General features: G+C 69.0%; 12 protein-coding genes and 2 pseudogenes. 13 read left to right on the top strand and 1 reads right to left on the bottom strand.

Annotated elements, in window-relative coordinates:
- Positions 1 to 83: 83 nt before the first annotated feature.
- Positions 84 to 380 carry a hypothetical protein gene (locus ACLJK8_RS19575; protein WP_413152035.1) on the top strand — a complete coding sequence of 99 codons (297 nt, stop codon included), beginning with the start codon at positions 84 to 86 and terminating at the stop codon, positions 378 to 380.
- Between the two features lie 16 nt (positions 381 to 396).
- Positions 397 to 624, top strand: coding sequence for a hypothetical protein (locus ACLJK8_RS19580; RefSeq protein WP_413152037.1), 228 nt, complete (start codon positions 397 to 399; stop codon positions 622 to 624).
- A gap of 61 nt (positions 625 to 685) precedes the next feature.
- On the opposite strand, the gene ACLJK8_RS19585 is transcribed toward ACLJK8_RS19580, so the two are convergent.
- Positions 686 to 1,717, bottom strand: coding sequence for a replication initiator protein A (locus ACLJK8_RS19585; RefSeq protein ID WP_413152038.1), 1,032 nt, complete (start codon positions 1,715 to 1,717; stop codon positions 686 to 688).
- 729 nt (positions 1,718 to 2,446) lie between these two features.
- Here ACLJK8_RS19585 and ACLJK8_RS19590 point away from each other — a divergent pair.
- From ACLJK8_RS19590 to ACLJK8_RS19640, 11 genes and pseudogenes are all read left to right on the top strand, one after another.
- Positions 2,447 to 4,255, top strand: a complete 1,809-nt coding sequence (locus ACLJK8_RS19590) for a ParB/RepB/Spo0J family partition protein (protein WP_413152040.1) — start codon at positions 2,447 to 2,449, stop codon at positions 4,253 to 4,255.
- A 71-nt stretch (positions 4,256 to 4,326) separates the two neighbouring features.
- Entirely contained in the window at positions 4,327 to 4,572 is a 246-nt protein-coding gene (locus ACLJK8_RS19595; protein WP_413152041.1) for a hypothetical protein, read from the top strand.
- Positions 4,573 to 4,793: 221 nt separating this feature from the next.
- Positions 4,794 to 7,925 (top strand): annotated as a pseudogene (locus ACLJK8_RS19600) (nitrate reductase subunit alpha); the annotation flags it as partial.
- A complete protein-coding gene (gene narH / locus ACLJK8_RS19605; RefSeq protein WP_413152043.1) occupies positions 7,922 to 9,451 on the top strand; it encodes a nitrate reductase subunit beta in 1,530 nt (509 codons plus the stop codon). The pseudogene ACLJK8_RS19600 and the gene narH, both read left to right, overlap by 4 nt.
- On the top strand, positions 9,448 to 10,119 hold the full coding sequence (narJ, locus tag ACLJK8_RS19610; RefSeq protein WP_413152044.1) for a nitrate reductase molybdenum cofactor assembly chaperone: 672 nt from the start codon (positions 9,448 to 9,450) through the stop codon (positions 10,117 to 10,119). The genes narH and narJ overlap by 4 nt, the downstream gene beginning before the upstream one ends.
- Positions 10,120 to 10,132: 13 nt before the next feature.
- A complete protein-coding gene (narI, locus tag ACLJK8_RS19615) occupies positions 10,133 to 10,840 on the top strand; it encodes a respiratory nitrate reductase subunit gamma (RefSeq protein ID WP_413152045.1) in 708 nt (235 codons plus the stop codon).
- A 242-nt stretch (positions 10,841 to 11,082) separates the two neighbouring features.
- Positions 11,083 to 11,417, top strand: a pseudogene (locus ACLJK8_RS19620) (peptidylprolyl isomerase); the annotation flags it as partial.
- Between the two features lie 89 nt (positions 11,418 to 11,506).
- Entirely contained in the window at positions 11,507 to 11,761 is a 255-nt protein-coding gene (locus ACLJK8_RS19625) for a peptidylprolyl isomerase (protein WP_413152046.1), read from the top strand.
- Entirely contained in the window at positions 11,761 to 12,375 is a 615-nt protein-coding gene (locus tag ACLJK8_RS19630) for a carbonic anhydrase (RefSeq protein ID WP_413152047.1), read from the top strand. The genes ACLJK8_RS19625 and ACLJK8_RS19630 overlap by 1 nt, the downstream gene beginning before the upstream one ends.
- On the top strand, positions 12,372 to 13,637 hold the full coding sequence (gene glp, locus ACLJK8_RS19635) for a gephyrin-like molybdotransferase Glp (protein ID WP_413152048.1): 1,266 nt from the start codon (positions 12,372 to 12,374) through the stop codon (positions 13,635 to 13,637). The genes ACLJK8_RS19630 and glp overlap by 4 nt, the downstream gene beginning before the upstream one ends.
- Before the next feature lie 144 nt (positions 13,638 to 13,781).
- Positions 13,782 to 15,011 (top strand): NnrS family protein, encoded by a 1,230-nt coding sequence (locus ACLJK8_RS19640; protein WP_413152049.1) that lies wholly within the window; start codon positions 13,782 to 13,784, stop codon positions 15,009 to 15,011.
- Positions 15,012 to 15,381 lie beyond the last annotated feature (370 nt).

Genomic DNA, 15,381 nt, shown 5'->3' on the forward strand with positions numbered 1-15,381 from the left:
GAGCTGGCTGAGGGCTCCGCGCCCGGCGCGCTTGTGAAATCCGGCGAAGACCAATACCGAAATCCAACCTGCGGACTCGCGTCATGAGCGAGGGACCACCGGGGGGCAGGTCACTGGCCGTGCGCGGACACGTCCAGCGCGAGGGCGAGGTGGTCCATCTCGTCGCCCGGCGCTTCACCGACCTCTCGGCCGATCTCGCCAGCGTCGGCGGGCGTGAAACGAGCTTCCCCCTGCCCCATGGCCGCGGCGACGCGCTTCGGTCGGGGGGATCGAGCCCCGACCCGCGGGAGCTCCTACCGAAGGCGTTTCGCGGGCGCGACCTCGCCGATCCGCACCGTCATATCGACGAGATCAAGGTCAAGACGCGGGACTTCCGGTGAAATCGTGGGGACTTTCATGATGAACGATCACTCCGGTTCCCTGCCGTTGACCGCCTCTGGCATTGTCATCGAGCTGGAGAATGGGGGCACCATCAAGATGCAACATCACGAGTTTGGCTTCCGCGACAGCGACGGCGAACTCCTCGACGGCGCGGGGGACAGTCGACCCGGCACAGGACTCGGCCTAGCGTTACTCACCTTGCTGGCGATTCTGGTCATCCTGGCGCTGATGTGGGCGCTGTAGTTCCGTTCCTGGTGACAATGCCCGGCTCCATTCCAAAGAGCCGCCACGATCGGGACACGCGTTATCTCGTTGAGCCCCGCTTCCGGCAGAAACTGAGAAAGTGCCGATCCGGATCTTTGACACCTATCCCCTTCGCCGCCACCCAAGCTCGCCATTCGCTTTCAAGCTGGTAGACATCCCATCCAGGGGCATGACTACGCGCCGCGGCCATGGTCTCCGGTGTGAGCCGCAAGGCACAGTCAGGTTCCGAGCGGCCTTCAATCTCAACAATAACATCCTTGCGACGAACCAGAACATTATCACCCTCGATCAGAAATCTGTAGTCTGGCATATGATCGTGCTGGGTATCGTCATCGACGATGATACCCAGCATTCGACGAAACTCCTTTTCGCTCGATGAAGATCCGCACTTCTCGGAAAGTGTGCGTACACCGATGCGCCATTCCATCTGCGCACCGCAATGTTTTCGTGCAATCTCATAGAGCCGTCTCTCTAAGGGTTTCCTGAGCAAGAAGTAACGGCGATTAAGCGTAAGAATATGGTTATTCTCGATCGCGTCGAATACCCAGTCCGACAAGGTGATTTCGACATCGAGCATCCGGCCATCCCGGGTCTCGCGAACAATCTCAGCGGATTCGATTAGGCCGAAAACCTTGAAGTATTCCTTTCCCCCCTGGCGAAGATTTGTCTCAATCTGGGTTCCCTGCAAACGCCTGAGCGCATCCTTCAAAAGCTCATAGCCGCGACCTGATGTCTGGCGATTGGTCGCCACCAGCAAATCATAGGCCTTAAACCGCATCGTGCGCTGGACCTTTCGACCGTCGTTCAACGCGGCCATGCACTGGCTAATGCAGTAAATCAGAACATCCCGGTCGTGGACCGTCGCCGTCCCGTAGCGTGAAGGGGAAACTTCGATCCAGTTTCCTCCGCGCTCGTATCGCCGCGGTCGCATGTCGGGCTTTGTCGAGAGAGAGAAGACCGGATGCTCCATTGAGGACATGTCGCCTTTCGGAACCGCACCGACGATGTCACATACAAACAGATCCCTCTGCGGATGCCGGTCCGGAAGCAATGGAGATCGGTCCGTCGTCACTTTTGCTCCCTCCACGCTTTCGTCACTTCACCCACCGAGCACTATCGTCATTTCACCCACCATGGGTCAAGGGCCTTCGTCACTTCACCCACCGGAGACCAGGGGACCCGCCTGTGGATATCCCTCCCGCTTTGTCACTTCACCCACCGAGGAGTCGTCACTTCACCCACCGAGCTTCGTCACTTCACACACTGTCTTTCGTCACTTCACACACCAATCAGCTCCAAATTCTGGGAATCAGCCCTTATTTTAAACGGGTTACTGGATGGTCCCTAATCCGTAACGACTCTCTAACGAAGTTCTAACAGACTCTAACTCCTCACTTTTCCCCAGAAGCCACAGTGTCTTGGGATCGCCATCAGCGATCATGAGCAGCTGCGGCCAAACCGGAGGATCGACGGGCTAACGCCCGCTCACCCCCGCCCTGACGACTTTGCCATTCCTGACGTCCGCCCAGCATCCGGGCGCCCGCGCGTCAACCGGCAAGCGGCGGCCAGGGCCGCCAGCTCCGCCGCCCCCGTGTCCTCGCCTCGGGCTGCGGGCCGCGCCAGGCCGTCTCCGCCCGGTTGACCCGCGCCCGCCCGGCCGCGGTCGGGCAGTCGCCCTCCCCGCTCTGCCTTCCCCGGAAATGCGAGGTGCATTTCCGGTCGGCAGACCGGGACGGCTCCGCCCAAAGCGGACCGAAGGGCAGAGACCCACGGCCGCGCCACCACGAAGGAGAGACCAGCCATGATGGTTGTCGAACAAGTGTCGTTTGCGGACCTCTACATCCACCCCCTGAACCCGAGGCTCGACCCGCCGCAGGCCGAGATTGACGCGCTCGCCGCGAACATCCGCGAGTTGGGCCTGATCCAGAACCTCGCGGGCCTCCGCTGCGACGGCAGCAAGGTCGGCGTCATCGCCGGCGGCCGGCGGCTTCGAGCCCTCGCCCAGCTGCAGGACGACGCGCGGTTCGCCACGGTTCCGGTGAAGCTCGCCGATGATGAGGCGACAGCGGCGGTGTGGGCGGCTGCCGAGAACAGCCTGCGGTCGGCGTTGCACCCGGCTGACGAAATCCACGAATACGCCATGCTCCGCGAGAAGGGCGTCGGCGAGGCCGCGATCGCCATCGCCTTCGGCGTCACCAAGGCCCACGTGAAGCGCCGGCTGCGGCTGGCCGGGCTTCCCGAGCCGGTTCTGGCCGCCCTCCGCGCCGACAAGATCGGCCTGACCGAGGCGGCGGTCTTCGTGCTCTGCGACGACCCAGTGCGGATCGAGGAGGTCCTCGCGCAGATCGGCGGGCATCCCGGGCGCTACTCCGAGGACAGCATCAAGCGGCTGTTGAAGGCCGGGGCGGTGCGCGACACCGACCGCCGCGCCCGCTTCGTCGGGGTTCCGGCCTATCGAAGGGCGGGTGGCAGGATCTCCACCGATCTCTTCGGCGGCGAGGTCTATCTCGACGACGTCGATATCCTCGACGCCTGTTTCGCGGCGCGCTTCGCCGAGGTCGCCGAGGAAACCCGCGTGCGTGACGGCTGGAAGTGGGTGCAGACCAGCGCCGAGAGTTCGGCATGGGGGATCTCCGACCAGCTCGACGCCATCACCCTCTACCCCGCCGAGGGGGCGCTGACCGAGGAGGAGACCGCGCGGCGCGACGAGCTCGTCCTACGCGCCGAGGGGGACGACCTCGACCCGGCGGAGACCGAGGAACTCGACCGGCTGACCGCCATCCTCGACGGGGACCATACCGCCGAGCAGAAGCAGCATGCCGGCGTCGTCCTTTACCTCGACTACGGCGGCGAGCTTCGCGCCACCCACGCCATGGTGCTGCCGGTCGACCAGCCTGCGGCGGCCGAGGCGGGGATCATCGAGCGTGCTCTGGTGGCCGAGGACGACGAGGCGCCGGAGGCCGCCCAGGACGGCGCTCCGCGGCTCTCCGAGGCCTTGAAGCAGGACCTGCGAGCGGTCCGCCGTGGTGCCCGTCAGCACGCCGCCCTGCAGCAGCCTGACCTGCTGCTCGACCTGCTCGCCTTCCACCTGCACTCGAACGTCGGGCGGGCCTTCTCCCTGCACCGCTACGCGGTCAACGTGACGCCGACGACGGAGACCGGCTACGCGCCCGATCCGCGCCTGCTCGACACCGAGGCCGGGCGGAGCAACGCCACCGATCTCGCCAAGGCGTTCCGGGCGTTCCGCAAGCGTGGGGCCGAGCATGTCCGAGAAGTCCTGACGCTGGAGCTGGCCCGGCTGCTCGACCCGTCGGACTACGGCAACGACATGCTGGCTCCGGTCTTCGACAAGCTCGCCAAGGTCGAGCCGCGGGCGGTCTGGACCCCGACCACGGAGAACTTCTTCAAGCGGGCGCCGGGCGGCTATCTCGACGTGCTGTGGTGCGAGCTGCGCGGCATCGAGGCCGACAGCACCGAAGCCCGGACCTTCGCCAAGGCGAAAAAGGGCGAGAAGTGCGCCCGCCTCGAAACCCTGTTCCAGCCCGAGACCGAGATGCCGGCCGACCAGCGCGCGCGTGTGGCGGCGTGGCTGCCGCCCGAGATGCTCTGAGCATGGTGGCCGGCGGGACAGACCCCGCCGGCCACTCCCCCTGCCCCATGGTTCCGAGGAACGCGTCGTCGATGACAGACTTCACCGCCTGGTCGCATCCGGTCCTCGCCGTCGCCTGTCCGAGCTGCGGTCGAAGGGCCGGCGTCATGTGCCGCCGCCCCTCCGGCCACAAGGCTGCCGACTTCCATGCCCGCAGCAAGGCCGAGGCCGATCGTCATTTCATTGATCGGCACGGCGCCGACGCCAGCATCGAGCGCACCGGGGACGGGTGCCGGATCGATCCACAAGGGCGGTTGCGGAGCGGCGAAGCGTCCTGAGAGACTGCCGCCGACGGCGCTGCGCTACGCTCGGCGCCGCCTGTTGCCCTCGCGTTGGTCAGGCCTAAGCTTCCGATCGCGCGCCGGCCCTTGGTCATCCCCCCGACCGGGCGGGACCGGCCCTTTCCTCGTAGTGGAGGAAAAACTCGCCCCGCCTAGCGGCGGGGCGTTCTTTTTACGAAACAGTAGGTTGCAGGCGCATTCTACGGCTGACTGCGAGGACCTGGGGCGAGCAGACCGACGTGCCGGAAAGCGCCGACTGGTACAACGCCGGCTTCCTGATTCTCTGGGGCTCCAACGTGCCCCAGACCCGCACCCCGGACGCGCATTTCTATACCGAGGCGCGCTATCGCGGGGCGAAGTCGGCGGTGATCTGCCCCGACTACTCCGAGGCGGCCAAGTTCGGCGACATCTGGCTCAGCCCCAAGGCGGGCACGGACAGCGCGCTCGCCATGGCCATGGGCCACGTCATCCTGCGCGAATTCCACCTCGACCGGCAGGCGGAATATTTCGAGGACTATTGCCGACGCTACACCGACATGCCGCTCCTGGTGAAGCTGGAGGAGCGGGACGGGCGGCTGGTCCCGGGGCGGATGCTGCGCGCGAGCGACTTCGCCGACGGCCTTGGCGAAGACGACAATCCCGACTGGAAGACGGTCGGGATCGACGAGAGCGCCGAGCGGCTGGTCGCGCCCAACGGCTCCATCGGCTTCCGCTGGGAGGGCGAGGGCTCCAAAGACCTGAAGAAGGGTCCCGGCGCCGCCGCCGCCGGCATGACCACCGAGCGCAAGAAGACCACCGGCCTCTGGAACCTTGAGCAGGTCGCGGACGGGCAGGAGATCTCGCTCCGCATGAGCCTCCTGCTCGAGGAGCACCGCGACGACGTGGTCGGCGTCGACTTCCCCCATTTCGGCGGGCAGGCGACGGAGCACTTCACCCGCTGCGACCACCCCGGCGTGCTGACGCGCAACGTCCCGGTGCGGCGGCTGGCGCTCAAGGACGGCGAGACGCTGGTCGCCACCGTCTTTGACCTCTTCTGCGCCAACTACGGCCTCGACCGCGGCCTCGGGGGAGACTGGGTCACGTCGGACTATGACGCGGACATCCCCTATACCCCCGCTTGGGCCGAGAAGATCACCGGCGTGGACCGCAACGCCATCGTCACCGTCGCCCGCGAGTTCGCGCTGAACGCCGAGAAGACCAGGGGCAAGTCCATGGTCATCCTCGGGGCCGGCCTGAACCACTGGTACCACATGGACATGAACTACCGCGGCATCATCAACATGCTGGTGATGTGCGGCTGCATCGGCCAGTCGGGCGGCGGCTGGTCCCACTACGTCGGCCAGGAAAAGCTCCGCCCCCAGACCGGCTGGACGCCGCTCGCCTTCGCCCTCGACTGGGGGCGGCCGCCGCGGCAGATGAACGCGACCTCCGCCTGGTACGCCCATACCGACCAGTGGCGCTACGAGACCCTGACCGCGCAGGAGATCCTGTCCCCGACCGCCCCCGCCGGCGACTGGGACGCGAGCCTGATCGACTTCAACATCCGCGCCGAGCGCATGGGCTGGCTGCCCTCCGCGCCGCAGCTGAAGACCAATCCGCTGGAGGTCGGCCGCGCCGCCAGGGCCGCCGGGGTCGAGGCGAAGGACTATGTCGCCGAGCGGCTGAAGTCCGGCGAGATCGAGATGTCCTGCGAGGACCCCGACGCGCCCGAGAACTGGCCGCGCAACCTCTTCGTCTGGCGCTCGAACCTGCTCGGCTCCTCGGGCAAGGGGCATGAGTATTTCCTCAAGCACCTGCTCGGCACCGAACACGGCGTGCTGGGCAAGGACCTCGGCGCGGAGGGCCGGGTGCGGTCCAAGGACGCGCGATGGCATGACCAGGCGCCGGAAGGAAAGCTCGACCTGCTGGTGACGCTCGACTTCCGCATGTCGACCACCTGCGTCTATTCCGACATCGTGCTGCCCACGGCCTCCTGGTACGAGAAGGACGACCTCAACACCTCGGACATGCACCCGTTCATCCACCCGCTGACCGCGGCGGTGGACCCGGCCTACGAGAGCCGGTCGGACTGGGAGATCTTCAAGACCATCGCGCGGAAGTTCTCCGAGGTCGCGCCCGAGGTGCTGGGCGTCGAGACCGACGTGGTGGCCGTGCCGATCCTGCACGACACCGCAGCCGAGATGGCGCAGGGCGACGTGCGCGACTGGAAGCGGGGCGAATGCGACCTGATCCCCGGCCGCACCGCGCCGAACTACGTCGCGGTCGAGCGGGACTATCCCAACCTCCACCGCCGCTTCACCGCGCTCGGCCCGCTGATGGAAAAACTCGGCAACGGCGGCAAGGGCATCGCCTGGGACACCAGGGCCGAGGTCCATCACCTGCGCGACCTGAACGACCCGGTCACCGAGCCGGGCGTCACGCAGGGCATGCCGAAGATCGAGACGGCTATCGACGCGGCCGAGGTGATCCTGACGCTCGCCCCCGAGACCAACGGCCATGTGGCGGTCAAGGCCTGGGAGGCGCTGGGGAAGGCGACGGGCCGCGACCACACCCACCTCGCCGTCGGCAAGGAGCATGACGCGATCCGCTTCCGCGACGTGGCCGCCCAGCCGCGCAAGATCATCTCCTCGCCGACCTGGTCGGGGATCGAGAGCGAGGAGGTCTGCTACAACGCCGGCTACACCAACGTCCACGAGCTCATCCCCTGGCGCACCCTCTCGGGGCGGCAGCAGCTCTACCAGGACCATCTGTGGATGCGCGCCTTCGGCGAGGCGCTCTGCGTCTACCGCCCGCCGGTGGACCTCAAGACCATCACCACGGAGGTGAACCGCGACGCGGCCGAGAGCGCGCCGCACGTAGTGCTGAACTTCATCACGCCGCACCAGAAATGGGGCATCCACTCGACCTACACCGACAACCTGCTGATGCTCACGCTCAACCGCGGCGGGCCGGTGATCTGGATCTCCGAGACCGACGCGGCCCGCGCCGGCATCGTCGATAACGACTGGGTCGAGCTCTACAACACCAACGGCGCGCTGACGGCGCGGGCGGTCGTCTCCCAGCGGATCAAGGAAGGCACGACCTTCATGTATCACGCCCAGGAGAAGATCGTGAACACGCCGGGCTCCGAGATGACCGGAAACCGCGGCGGCATCCACAACTCCGTCACCCGCACGGTGCTCAAGCCCACCCACATGATCGGCGGCTACGCCCAGCTCAGCTACGGCTTCAACTACTACGGGACCGTCGGCTCGAACCGGGACGAGTTCGTCATCGTCCGCAAGATGCGCAACGTCGACTGGCTCGACCAGCCCGCATCCGCCACCCCCAAGCTGGAGGCAGCCGAATGAAGATCCGCGCGCAGATCGGCAAGGTCCTGAACCTCGACAAGTGCATCGGCTGCCACACCTGCTCGGTCACCTGCAAGAACGTCTGGACCAGCCGCGAGGGCGTCGAATACGCCTGGTTCAACAACGTCGAGACCAAGCCGGGCCTGGGCTACCCCAAGGGCTGGGAGAACCAGAAGCGCTGGAACGGCGGCTGGGAGCGCAATGCCCGCGGCCATCTCCAGCCGCGGCAGGGAGCGAAGTGGCGCATCCTCGCCAACATCTTCGCCAACCCATCCCTGCCCGAGATCGACGACTATTACGAGCCCTTCGACTTCGACTACGCCCATCTCCAGCAGGCGCCGGAGATGGCGCATTTCCCCACCGCCCGGCCCCGGTCCAAGATCACCGGCGAGCGGATGGAGAAGATCGTCGGCGGCCCCAACTGGGAGGAGATCCTCGGCGGCGAATTCGAGAAGCGCAAGGCGGACTACAATTTCGAAGGGGTCGAGAAGGAGATCTACGGCCAGTTCGAGAACACCTTCATGATGTACCTGCCGCGGCTGTGCGAGCACTGCCTCAATCCGACCTGCGCGGCCTCCTGCCCCTCGGGCGCGATCTACAAGCGCGAGGAGGACGGCATCGTCCTGATCGACCAGGAGAAATGCCGCGGCTGGCGGATGTGCGTCTCCGGCTGCCCCTACAAGAAGATCTACTACAACTGGGAGAGCGGCAAATCCGAGAAATGCACCTTCTGCTATCCCCGGATCGAGAGCGGCCAGCCCACGGTCTGCTCCGAGACCTGCGTCGGGCGCATCCGCTATCTCGGGGTCATGCTCTATGACGCCGACGCCATCGAGGAGGCGGCGAGCGCAGCGAACGAGAAGGACCTCTACGCGGCCCAGCTGAAGATCTTCCTCGACGCGAACGACCCCGTCATCGCCGAGATGGCGCGGGCGGACGGCGTGCCGCAGGACTGGATCGAGGCGGCGAAGCGCTCGCCGGTCTGGAAGATGGCGATGGAGTGGAAGGTCGCCTTCCCCCTCCACCCGGAATACCGGACGCTCCCCATGGTCTGGTACGTGCCCCCGCTCTCGCCGATCAAGAACGCGGCCGAGGCGGGGCTGATCGGCCACGACCGCGACATGCCGGACGTGCGCAACCTGCGCATCCCGCTGCGCTACCTCGCCAACATGCTGACCGCCGGCGACGAGGAGCCGATCGCCCGGTGCCTGGAGCGGATGCTCGCCATGCGGGCCTACATGCGGGCCAAGACCGTGGACGGCGTGATCGACGAGGGCGTCGCCGCCCGCGTCGGCCTGACCGGCCTCCAGATCGAGGAGATGTACAAGGTCATGGCGCTGGCCGACTACGAGGACCGCTTCGTCATCCCGACCGCGCACCGGGAGCTCGCCGACGAGGACATCATGGGCCTGCGCGGCGGCTGCGGCTTCACCGACGGCAACGGCTGCTCCGACGGCATCTCGAAGGGCTCGCTCTTCCAGGGCAAGAAGCGCGGCCTGACCATTCCGGAGGCGATGAAGTCATGATCGTCACCCTCAAGGCGCTTTCCGCACTGCTCACCTATCCCTCCGCCGACCTGCAGGCCGCGGCGCGGGAGATCGGCCCGTCGCTCGCCGCCGAGGGACTTCTGTCCCCAGACCGGCGGGCGGCGCTGGAGCCGCTGCTGGCGGAACTCGGCGCGTGCGACCTCATGGACCTGCAGGAGCGGTTCGTGCTGCTCTTCGATCGCTCGCGCGCCCTCTCGCTCAACCTCTTCGAGCACATCCACGGCGAAACCCGGGCGCGCGGCCAGGCCATGGTCGATCTGCTCGAGACCTATCGGGAGGGCGGGTTCGAACCGGTCGGGCCAGAACTGCCGGACCACCTGCCCATCCTGCTCGAGTTCCTCAGCGAGCGTCCGCTCGACGAGGCGCGCGACACGCTGGCGGACGCGGGCCATGTGATCGCCGTCCTCGGCGACCGTCTGGAAAAGCGCTGCAGCGCCTATGCCGCCGTCCTGCAAGCCGCCGTCGCCCTGAGCACGATGACGGCCCCGGCCGAGCTCATCGCAGGACTCGCGGCCCAGCCCGAGGACGACCCCGAGGATCTCGCGGCGCTCGACGCGATCTGGGAGGAGAGCCAGGTCACCTTCGGCCCCGACCCGAACGCCGGCTGTCCCGCGAGCCGGGAAATCCTCTCCCGAATGGCCAGCTGACAGGAGCAATCCGATGAACTTCTTCCTGTTCCAGATCTATCCCTACATCGCGCTGACCGTGCTCGCCGTCGGCTCCATTGCCCGCTACGAGCGCGATCCCTTCAGCTGGAAGTCGAGCTCCAGCCAGCTCCTGCGCCAGCGCCAGTTCATCGTCGGCTCGGTGCTCTTCCACGTCGGCGTCATCGCGATCTTCTTCGGCCATCTCGTCGGCCTGCTGACGCCCATCTGGATCTGGGACGCGCTCGGCGTGGCCCATGGCTTCAAGCAGGGCGTCGCCATCGGCCTCGGCGGCGTCGCCGGCGTCATGGCGCTGGCCGGCGGTGCGATCCTGCTGCACCGCCGTCTGACCGACCCGCGGATCCTCGCGACCTCCAGCAACGCCGATATCGCCATCCTCGTGATGCTGCTGGTCCAGCTCGTCCTCGGCCTCCTGACGATCCTCGTCTCGCTCCAGCACATGGACGGGCACGAGATGGTCAAGTTCATGAGCTGGGCGCAGGGCATCTTCACCTTCCGCACCGACGCCTGGGAGTTCGTCGCGGACGTCAATATCCTCTTCAAGCTGCACATCGTGCTGGGGCTCACGATCCTGCTCGTCTTCCCCTTCACCCGGCTCGTGCACATGCTCTCGGCTCCGGTCCGCTACCTGTGGCGGCCGGGCTATCAGGTCGTGCGCACACGGCGCCGTGCGATGCCTCCGAACCAGCATCCCGCGGGGTGACGACGATGAAGCTCCCCCTTCAGCCCGACGTCGTGGTCAACGGAGAGGTGATCCCGGCGGCGGCGATCGCCGCGGAGGCGCAGCTCCACCCGGCGCCCTCGGGCAAGCCCGGCCTCGCCTGGCGGGCGGCGGCGCGCGCCCTCGCCGTGCGCGCCCTCCTGCGGCAGGAGGCGCAGGGCATCGGCCTCGCCGCCCTGCCGCGCGACCTTGGCGGCGGCAGGCGCGAGACCGAGGACGAGGCGATGATCCGCGCGCTGATCGAGGCGCGGGTCGCGCCCGAGGCGCCCTCTCAGGCCGCCATCCGCGCCGCCTACGACCGCGACCCGGACGCCTTCCGCGCGCCCACGCTCTACGCCGCCGCGCATATCCTGCTCGCCGCCGCGCCCGACGACGCAGCCGCCCGCGCGGCCGCCGACGCGGCCGCGCGGGCGATCCTCGCTGAACTCGCCGCCGATCCGCAGGCCTTCGGCCGCCTCGCCCGCGCCCATTCCGCCTGCTCCTCGCGGCGGGCGGGCGGCTCGGCCAGATCGGCGCCGGCGAAACCGTGCCCGAGTTCGAGGCCGCGCTCGAGAGCCTCGCCGAGGGCGAGATCGCGGCCAGCCCGGTCGCCACCCGCTACGGCCTCCACGTCATCCNCGGCTCGGCCAGATCGGCGCCGGCGAAACCGTGCCCGAGTTCGAGGCCGCGCTCGAGAGCCTCGCCGAGGGCGAGATCGCGGCCAGCCCGGTCGCCACCCGCTACGGCCTCCACGTCATCCGCCTCGACGCCCGCGCGCGCGGCGAGATCCTGCCCTTCCAGACCGCGGCCCCGCGCATCCGCGAGGCGCTCGAGCGGGCCGCCTGGGCGCGCGCCGCCCGCGCGCTGGTGACGGAGCTGGCGGCCCGGGCCGACATCCGGGGCGTCGCGCTCGAGGCCGCCTGATGCTCTCCGACCTCTTCGCCCGCAACCGCGCCTGGTCCGCCGGCATGACCGCGGCGGACCCGGACTATTTCCGCCGGCTCAGCGATCTCCAGGCGCCGGAGTTCTTCTGGATCGGCTGCTCCGACAGCCGGGTGCCGGCGAACGTCGTCGCCGGCCTCGACCCGGGCGAGGTCTTCGTCCACCGCAACGTCGCCAATGTCGTCCATTCCAGCGACATGAACCTGCTTTCCGCGCTCGAATACGCGGTGGAGGCGCTCGGCGTCCGCCACATCATCGTCTGCGGCCACCACGGCTGCGGCGGCGTGCGGGCCAGCCTTGCGGACCGGACCGAGGGTCTCGCCAACCACTGGATCGAGCCGATCCGCCGGCTGGCGCACCGCAACGCCCGCCAGCTCCTCGACCTCGACGAGGCGGCGCAGGTCGACCGCCTCGCCGAGCTCAACGTCATGGAGGGCGTGACCCGCGTGGCCGAGACCCCCATCCTGCGCGCCGCCTGGCGCCGCGGCGCCCCCGTCGCCATCCACGGCCTGATCTACAGCCTGGAGGGCGACCTCCTCTCCGACCTCGGCTGCAGCTGCGCCGGCCATCACATTCAAACGGAGACCGCGCCATGACCGCCCTGCCCACCGAGGTCCGCTCAGGCGGGGAGCGCGGCTGCGACGCCGACGGGCTCGTCAGCCTCGACGAGGCCGTCGCCCGCGGCGTCGGCCTCGCGGCGCCCGTCGCCGGGACCGAGACACTGCCGCTCGCCGCCGCCATCGGCCGCGTGCTGGCCGCCGACGTGACGAGCCCGCTGCCGCTCCCGCCCTTCGACAACGCCGCGATGGACGGCTATGCGCTCGCCTCCGCCGACCTCGCGGGCGACGGCCCCTGGCTCCTGCCCGTCGCCGGCCGCGTCCCCGCCGGCGCGGCCGCGCTCCCGGCGCGCCCCGCCGGCGCGGCGCTGCGCATCCTGACCGGCGCGCCCGTGCCCGCCGATTGCGACGCGGTCATCATGCAGGAGCACGTCGCCCGCCGCGGCGACGCCATCCTCGTCGACAGAAGGCCGAAGCCCGGCCAGAACATCCGCCGCCGCGGCGAGGACCTGCAGCAGGGGGCCACGATCCTCGCCGCCGGTCGCGTGATCGGCGCGCGCGAGGCGGCGGCGCTGGCCGCCGTCGGCGCCGCCGAGGTCGCCGCGCGCCGCCGCATCCGCATCGCCTTCTTCTGCTCGGGCGACGAACTGGTCGCCCCCGGCGCGCCGCTCGCGCCGGGGCAGATCTACAATTCCAACCGCTACGCGCTCCTCGCCGCGCTCGCCCGGCCCTGGATCGAGGCGCGCGACCTTGGCGCCGTGCGCGACGACCCCGGGGCGCTCGGCGCGGCGCTGCGTGAGGCCGCCGGCTGGGCCGATCTCGTCGTCACCACCGGCGGCGTCTCCGTGGGCGAGGAGGACCACCTGCCGCGCGTCGTCACCGAGGCCGGCGGCGCCCTGGCCGTCGTCAAGGTCGCGATCAAGCCCGGCAAGCCCCTGACCCTCGGCCGGGTGGGCGGCGCGATCTATCTCGGCCTGCCGGGCAACCCGGTCGCGGTCCATGTCGGCTGGTCGCTGATCGGCGCCCGCATCGCCGACCGCCTTGCCGGGCTGGTCCGCCCCGAGGCCGCCGAGACCCAGGTCGCGGCCGGCTTCGAGCTCCGCCGCCGCCCCGGCCGCGCCGAACTCCGCCCCGCCCGCGTCACCGGCATGGACGCCGCCGGCCGCTCGATCGTCTCGATCCTGCCAGGCGCCTTCTCCGCCCGCATCGCCGAACTCGCCGCCGCCGACGGCCTCGTCGTCATCCCCGCCGACCGAGCCGAGGTCCGCCCCGGCGCCGTGCTGCGCTTCCTGCCCTTCTGAAGCAAGCGGCGACCCCTCGTCAGGAAAGATGAAGGCCCGGTGAACGCATTCAACATTCAATCGTGAAATCAATGTGTTGACCAGAATAACACGCGTGTTGGCCGTCGCCTGTCACGCCCGACCGCCCCTTTCCGGGATCGCCCCATGACCTCCGCCAGACCCGTCCCTGCCGAACACGGCCTGCCCCCGAAGAACCGCACCGCCGACCGGCGCCGCGCCTGGACCGGCCCGGCGCTCCTCGGCGCCGGCTTCCGCCCGTTCTTCCTCGGCGCGGCGGTCTGGTCCGCCCTCGCCATGGCGCTCTGGATCCCGGCGCTGACCGGCGCCATCGGGATCCCGACCCGGCTCGCCCCGGTCGACTGGCATGTCCACGCCATGCTCTACGGCTACGTCCCGGCCGTCCTCGCCGGCTTTCTCCTGACCGCGATCCCGAACTGGACCGGCCGCCTGCCCGTGGTCGGCTGGCCGCTCGCCGCCCTCGTCGTCGTCTGGCTCGCCGGCCGGCTCGCCGTCGCCGGCTCCGCCCTGGTCCCGTCCCCCCTCGCCGCCGCGATCGACCTCGCCTTCCTGCCGCTCCTCGCCCTCGTCGCCGCGCGCGAGATCGTCGCGGGCCGGAACTGGCGCAACCTGCCGGTCCTCGCCGCGGTCCTTCTCGTCGCCGCCGGCAACCTCGCCTTCCACCTCGAGGCGCCCTCGGGCGCCGCCGCCCAGGGCTACGGCGCCCGCCTCGGCCTCGCGACGATCGTCTTTCTCGTCCTCTTGATCGGCGGCCGGATCGTGCCGAGCTTCACCCGCAACTGGCTGGCGCAGCGCGGCCCCGGGCGCCTGCCGGCGCCCCTCGGCCGCTTCGACGCCCTTGCCCTCGCGGCGGGCGGCGTCGCGCTCGTCGGCTGGATCATCGCCCCCGACAGCCCCGCCGCCGGCGTAGCCTGCCTCGCCGCGGCGGCGCTCCACCTCATCCGCCTCTGGCGCTGGGTCGGCTGGCGCACCACGAGCGAGCCGCTGGTCACGATCCTGCACCTCGCCTATCTCTTCGCGCCGACCGGCTTTCTCCTCGCCGGCTTTGCCGCCCTCGGCGCGGGCGTCCCGACCTCCGCCGCCGTCCACGCCTGGACGGCGGGGCTCATCGGCACGATGACCCTCGCGGTGATGACTCGCGCCACCCTCGGCCATACCGGCCGCAAGCTGACGGCGGGCCGGGCCACGACCGCGATCTACGCCGCCATCCTAGCCGCCGCGACCTTCCGCGTCGCCGCGGCCTTCACGCCCCAGCACGCGGCCCTGCTGACGGCCTCGGCCCTGCTCTGGATCGCCGCCTTCGCGGGCTTCTCCCTCGCTTTCAGCAAACCTCTGACCCGTGATCGCCTCCCCTGACAGGTCAGGACGGCGATCGGATCAAACGGTGGTCAGGGGGCTTGGATCGGTCGCTCCCGCCGCCTCCACCTTCGGAGGATTCGAGCGGCAGCAACCCATCTTCTTGCTGGTCGGCTACGAACGGCTTCTTCGACACCGCTGCGCACTGAACGATCACCAACGCGATTGACCGCTTTGGGCCGCTTGCACCACCCCCCTAGCACGGCCGGACTCCTCAGCGCGCTCGTACACTAAGCCCCATTGAGATCGGCGACGCTGGTCTTGCCCCCATTTCACCGGACACTCAGGCGGTTGCGGTTTCAGCTGCGATGAACTCGCGGGGCGAGCGCATTTTCAGCCCTGAGTGCGGGTGGTTTTCGTTGTAGTCCTC

It is taken from the genome of Amaricoccus sp. W119 (genome assembly GCF_047275745.1).
Lineage (GTDB): Bacteria > Pseudomonadota > Alphaproteobacteria > Rhodobacterales > Rhodobacteraceae > Amaricoccus.

Coding starts and splice junctions, on each gene's coding strand:
- narH (WP_413152043.1), top strand. CDS start 7,922: ATGAAGATCCGCGCGCAGATCGGCAAGGTCCTGAACCTCGACAAGTGC.
- ACLJK8_RS19640 (WP_413152049.1), top strand. CDS start 13,782: ATGACCTCCGCCAGACCCGTCCCTGCCGAACACGGCCTGCCCCCGAAG.
- glp (WP_413152048.1), top strand. CDS start 12,372: ATGACCGCCCTGCCCACCGAGGTCCGCTCAGGCGGGGAGCGCGGCTGC.
- narJ (WP_413152044.1), top strand. CDS start 9,448: ATGATCGTCACCCTCAAGGCGCTTTCCGCACTGCTCACCTATCCCTCC.
- ACLJK8_RS19580 (WP_413152037.1), top strand. CDS start 397: ATGATGAACGATCACTCCGGTTCCCTGCCGTTGACCGCCTCTGGCATT.
- ACLJK8_RS19630 (WP_413152047.1), top strand. CDS start 11,761: ATGCTCTCCGACCTCTTCGCCCGCAACCGCGCCTGGTCCGCCGGCATG.
- ACLJK8_RS19575 (WP_413152035.1), top strand. CDS start 84: ATGAGCGAGGGACCACCGGGGGGCAGGTCACTGGCCGTGCGCGGACAC.
- narI (WP_413152045.1), top strand. CDS start 10,133: ATGAACTTCTTCCTGTTCCAGATCTATCCCTACATCGCGCTGACCGTG.
- ACLJK8_RS19590 (WP_413152040.1), top strand. CDS start 2,447: ATGATGGTTGTCGAACAAGTGTCGTTTGCGGACCTCTACATCCACCCC.
- ACLJK8_RS19595 (WP_413152041.1), top strand. CDS start 4,327: ATGACAGACTTCACCGCCTGGTCGCATCCGGTCCTCGCCGTCGCCTGT.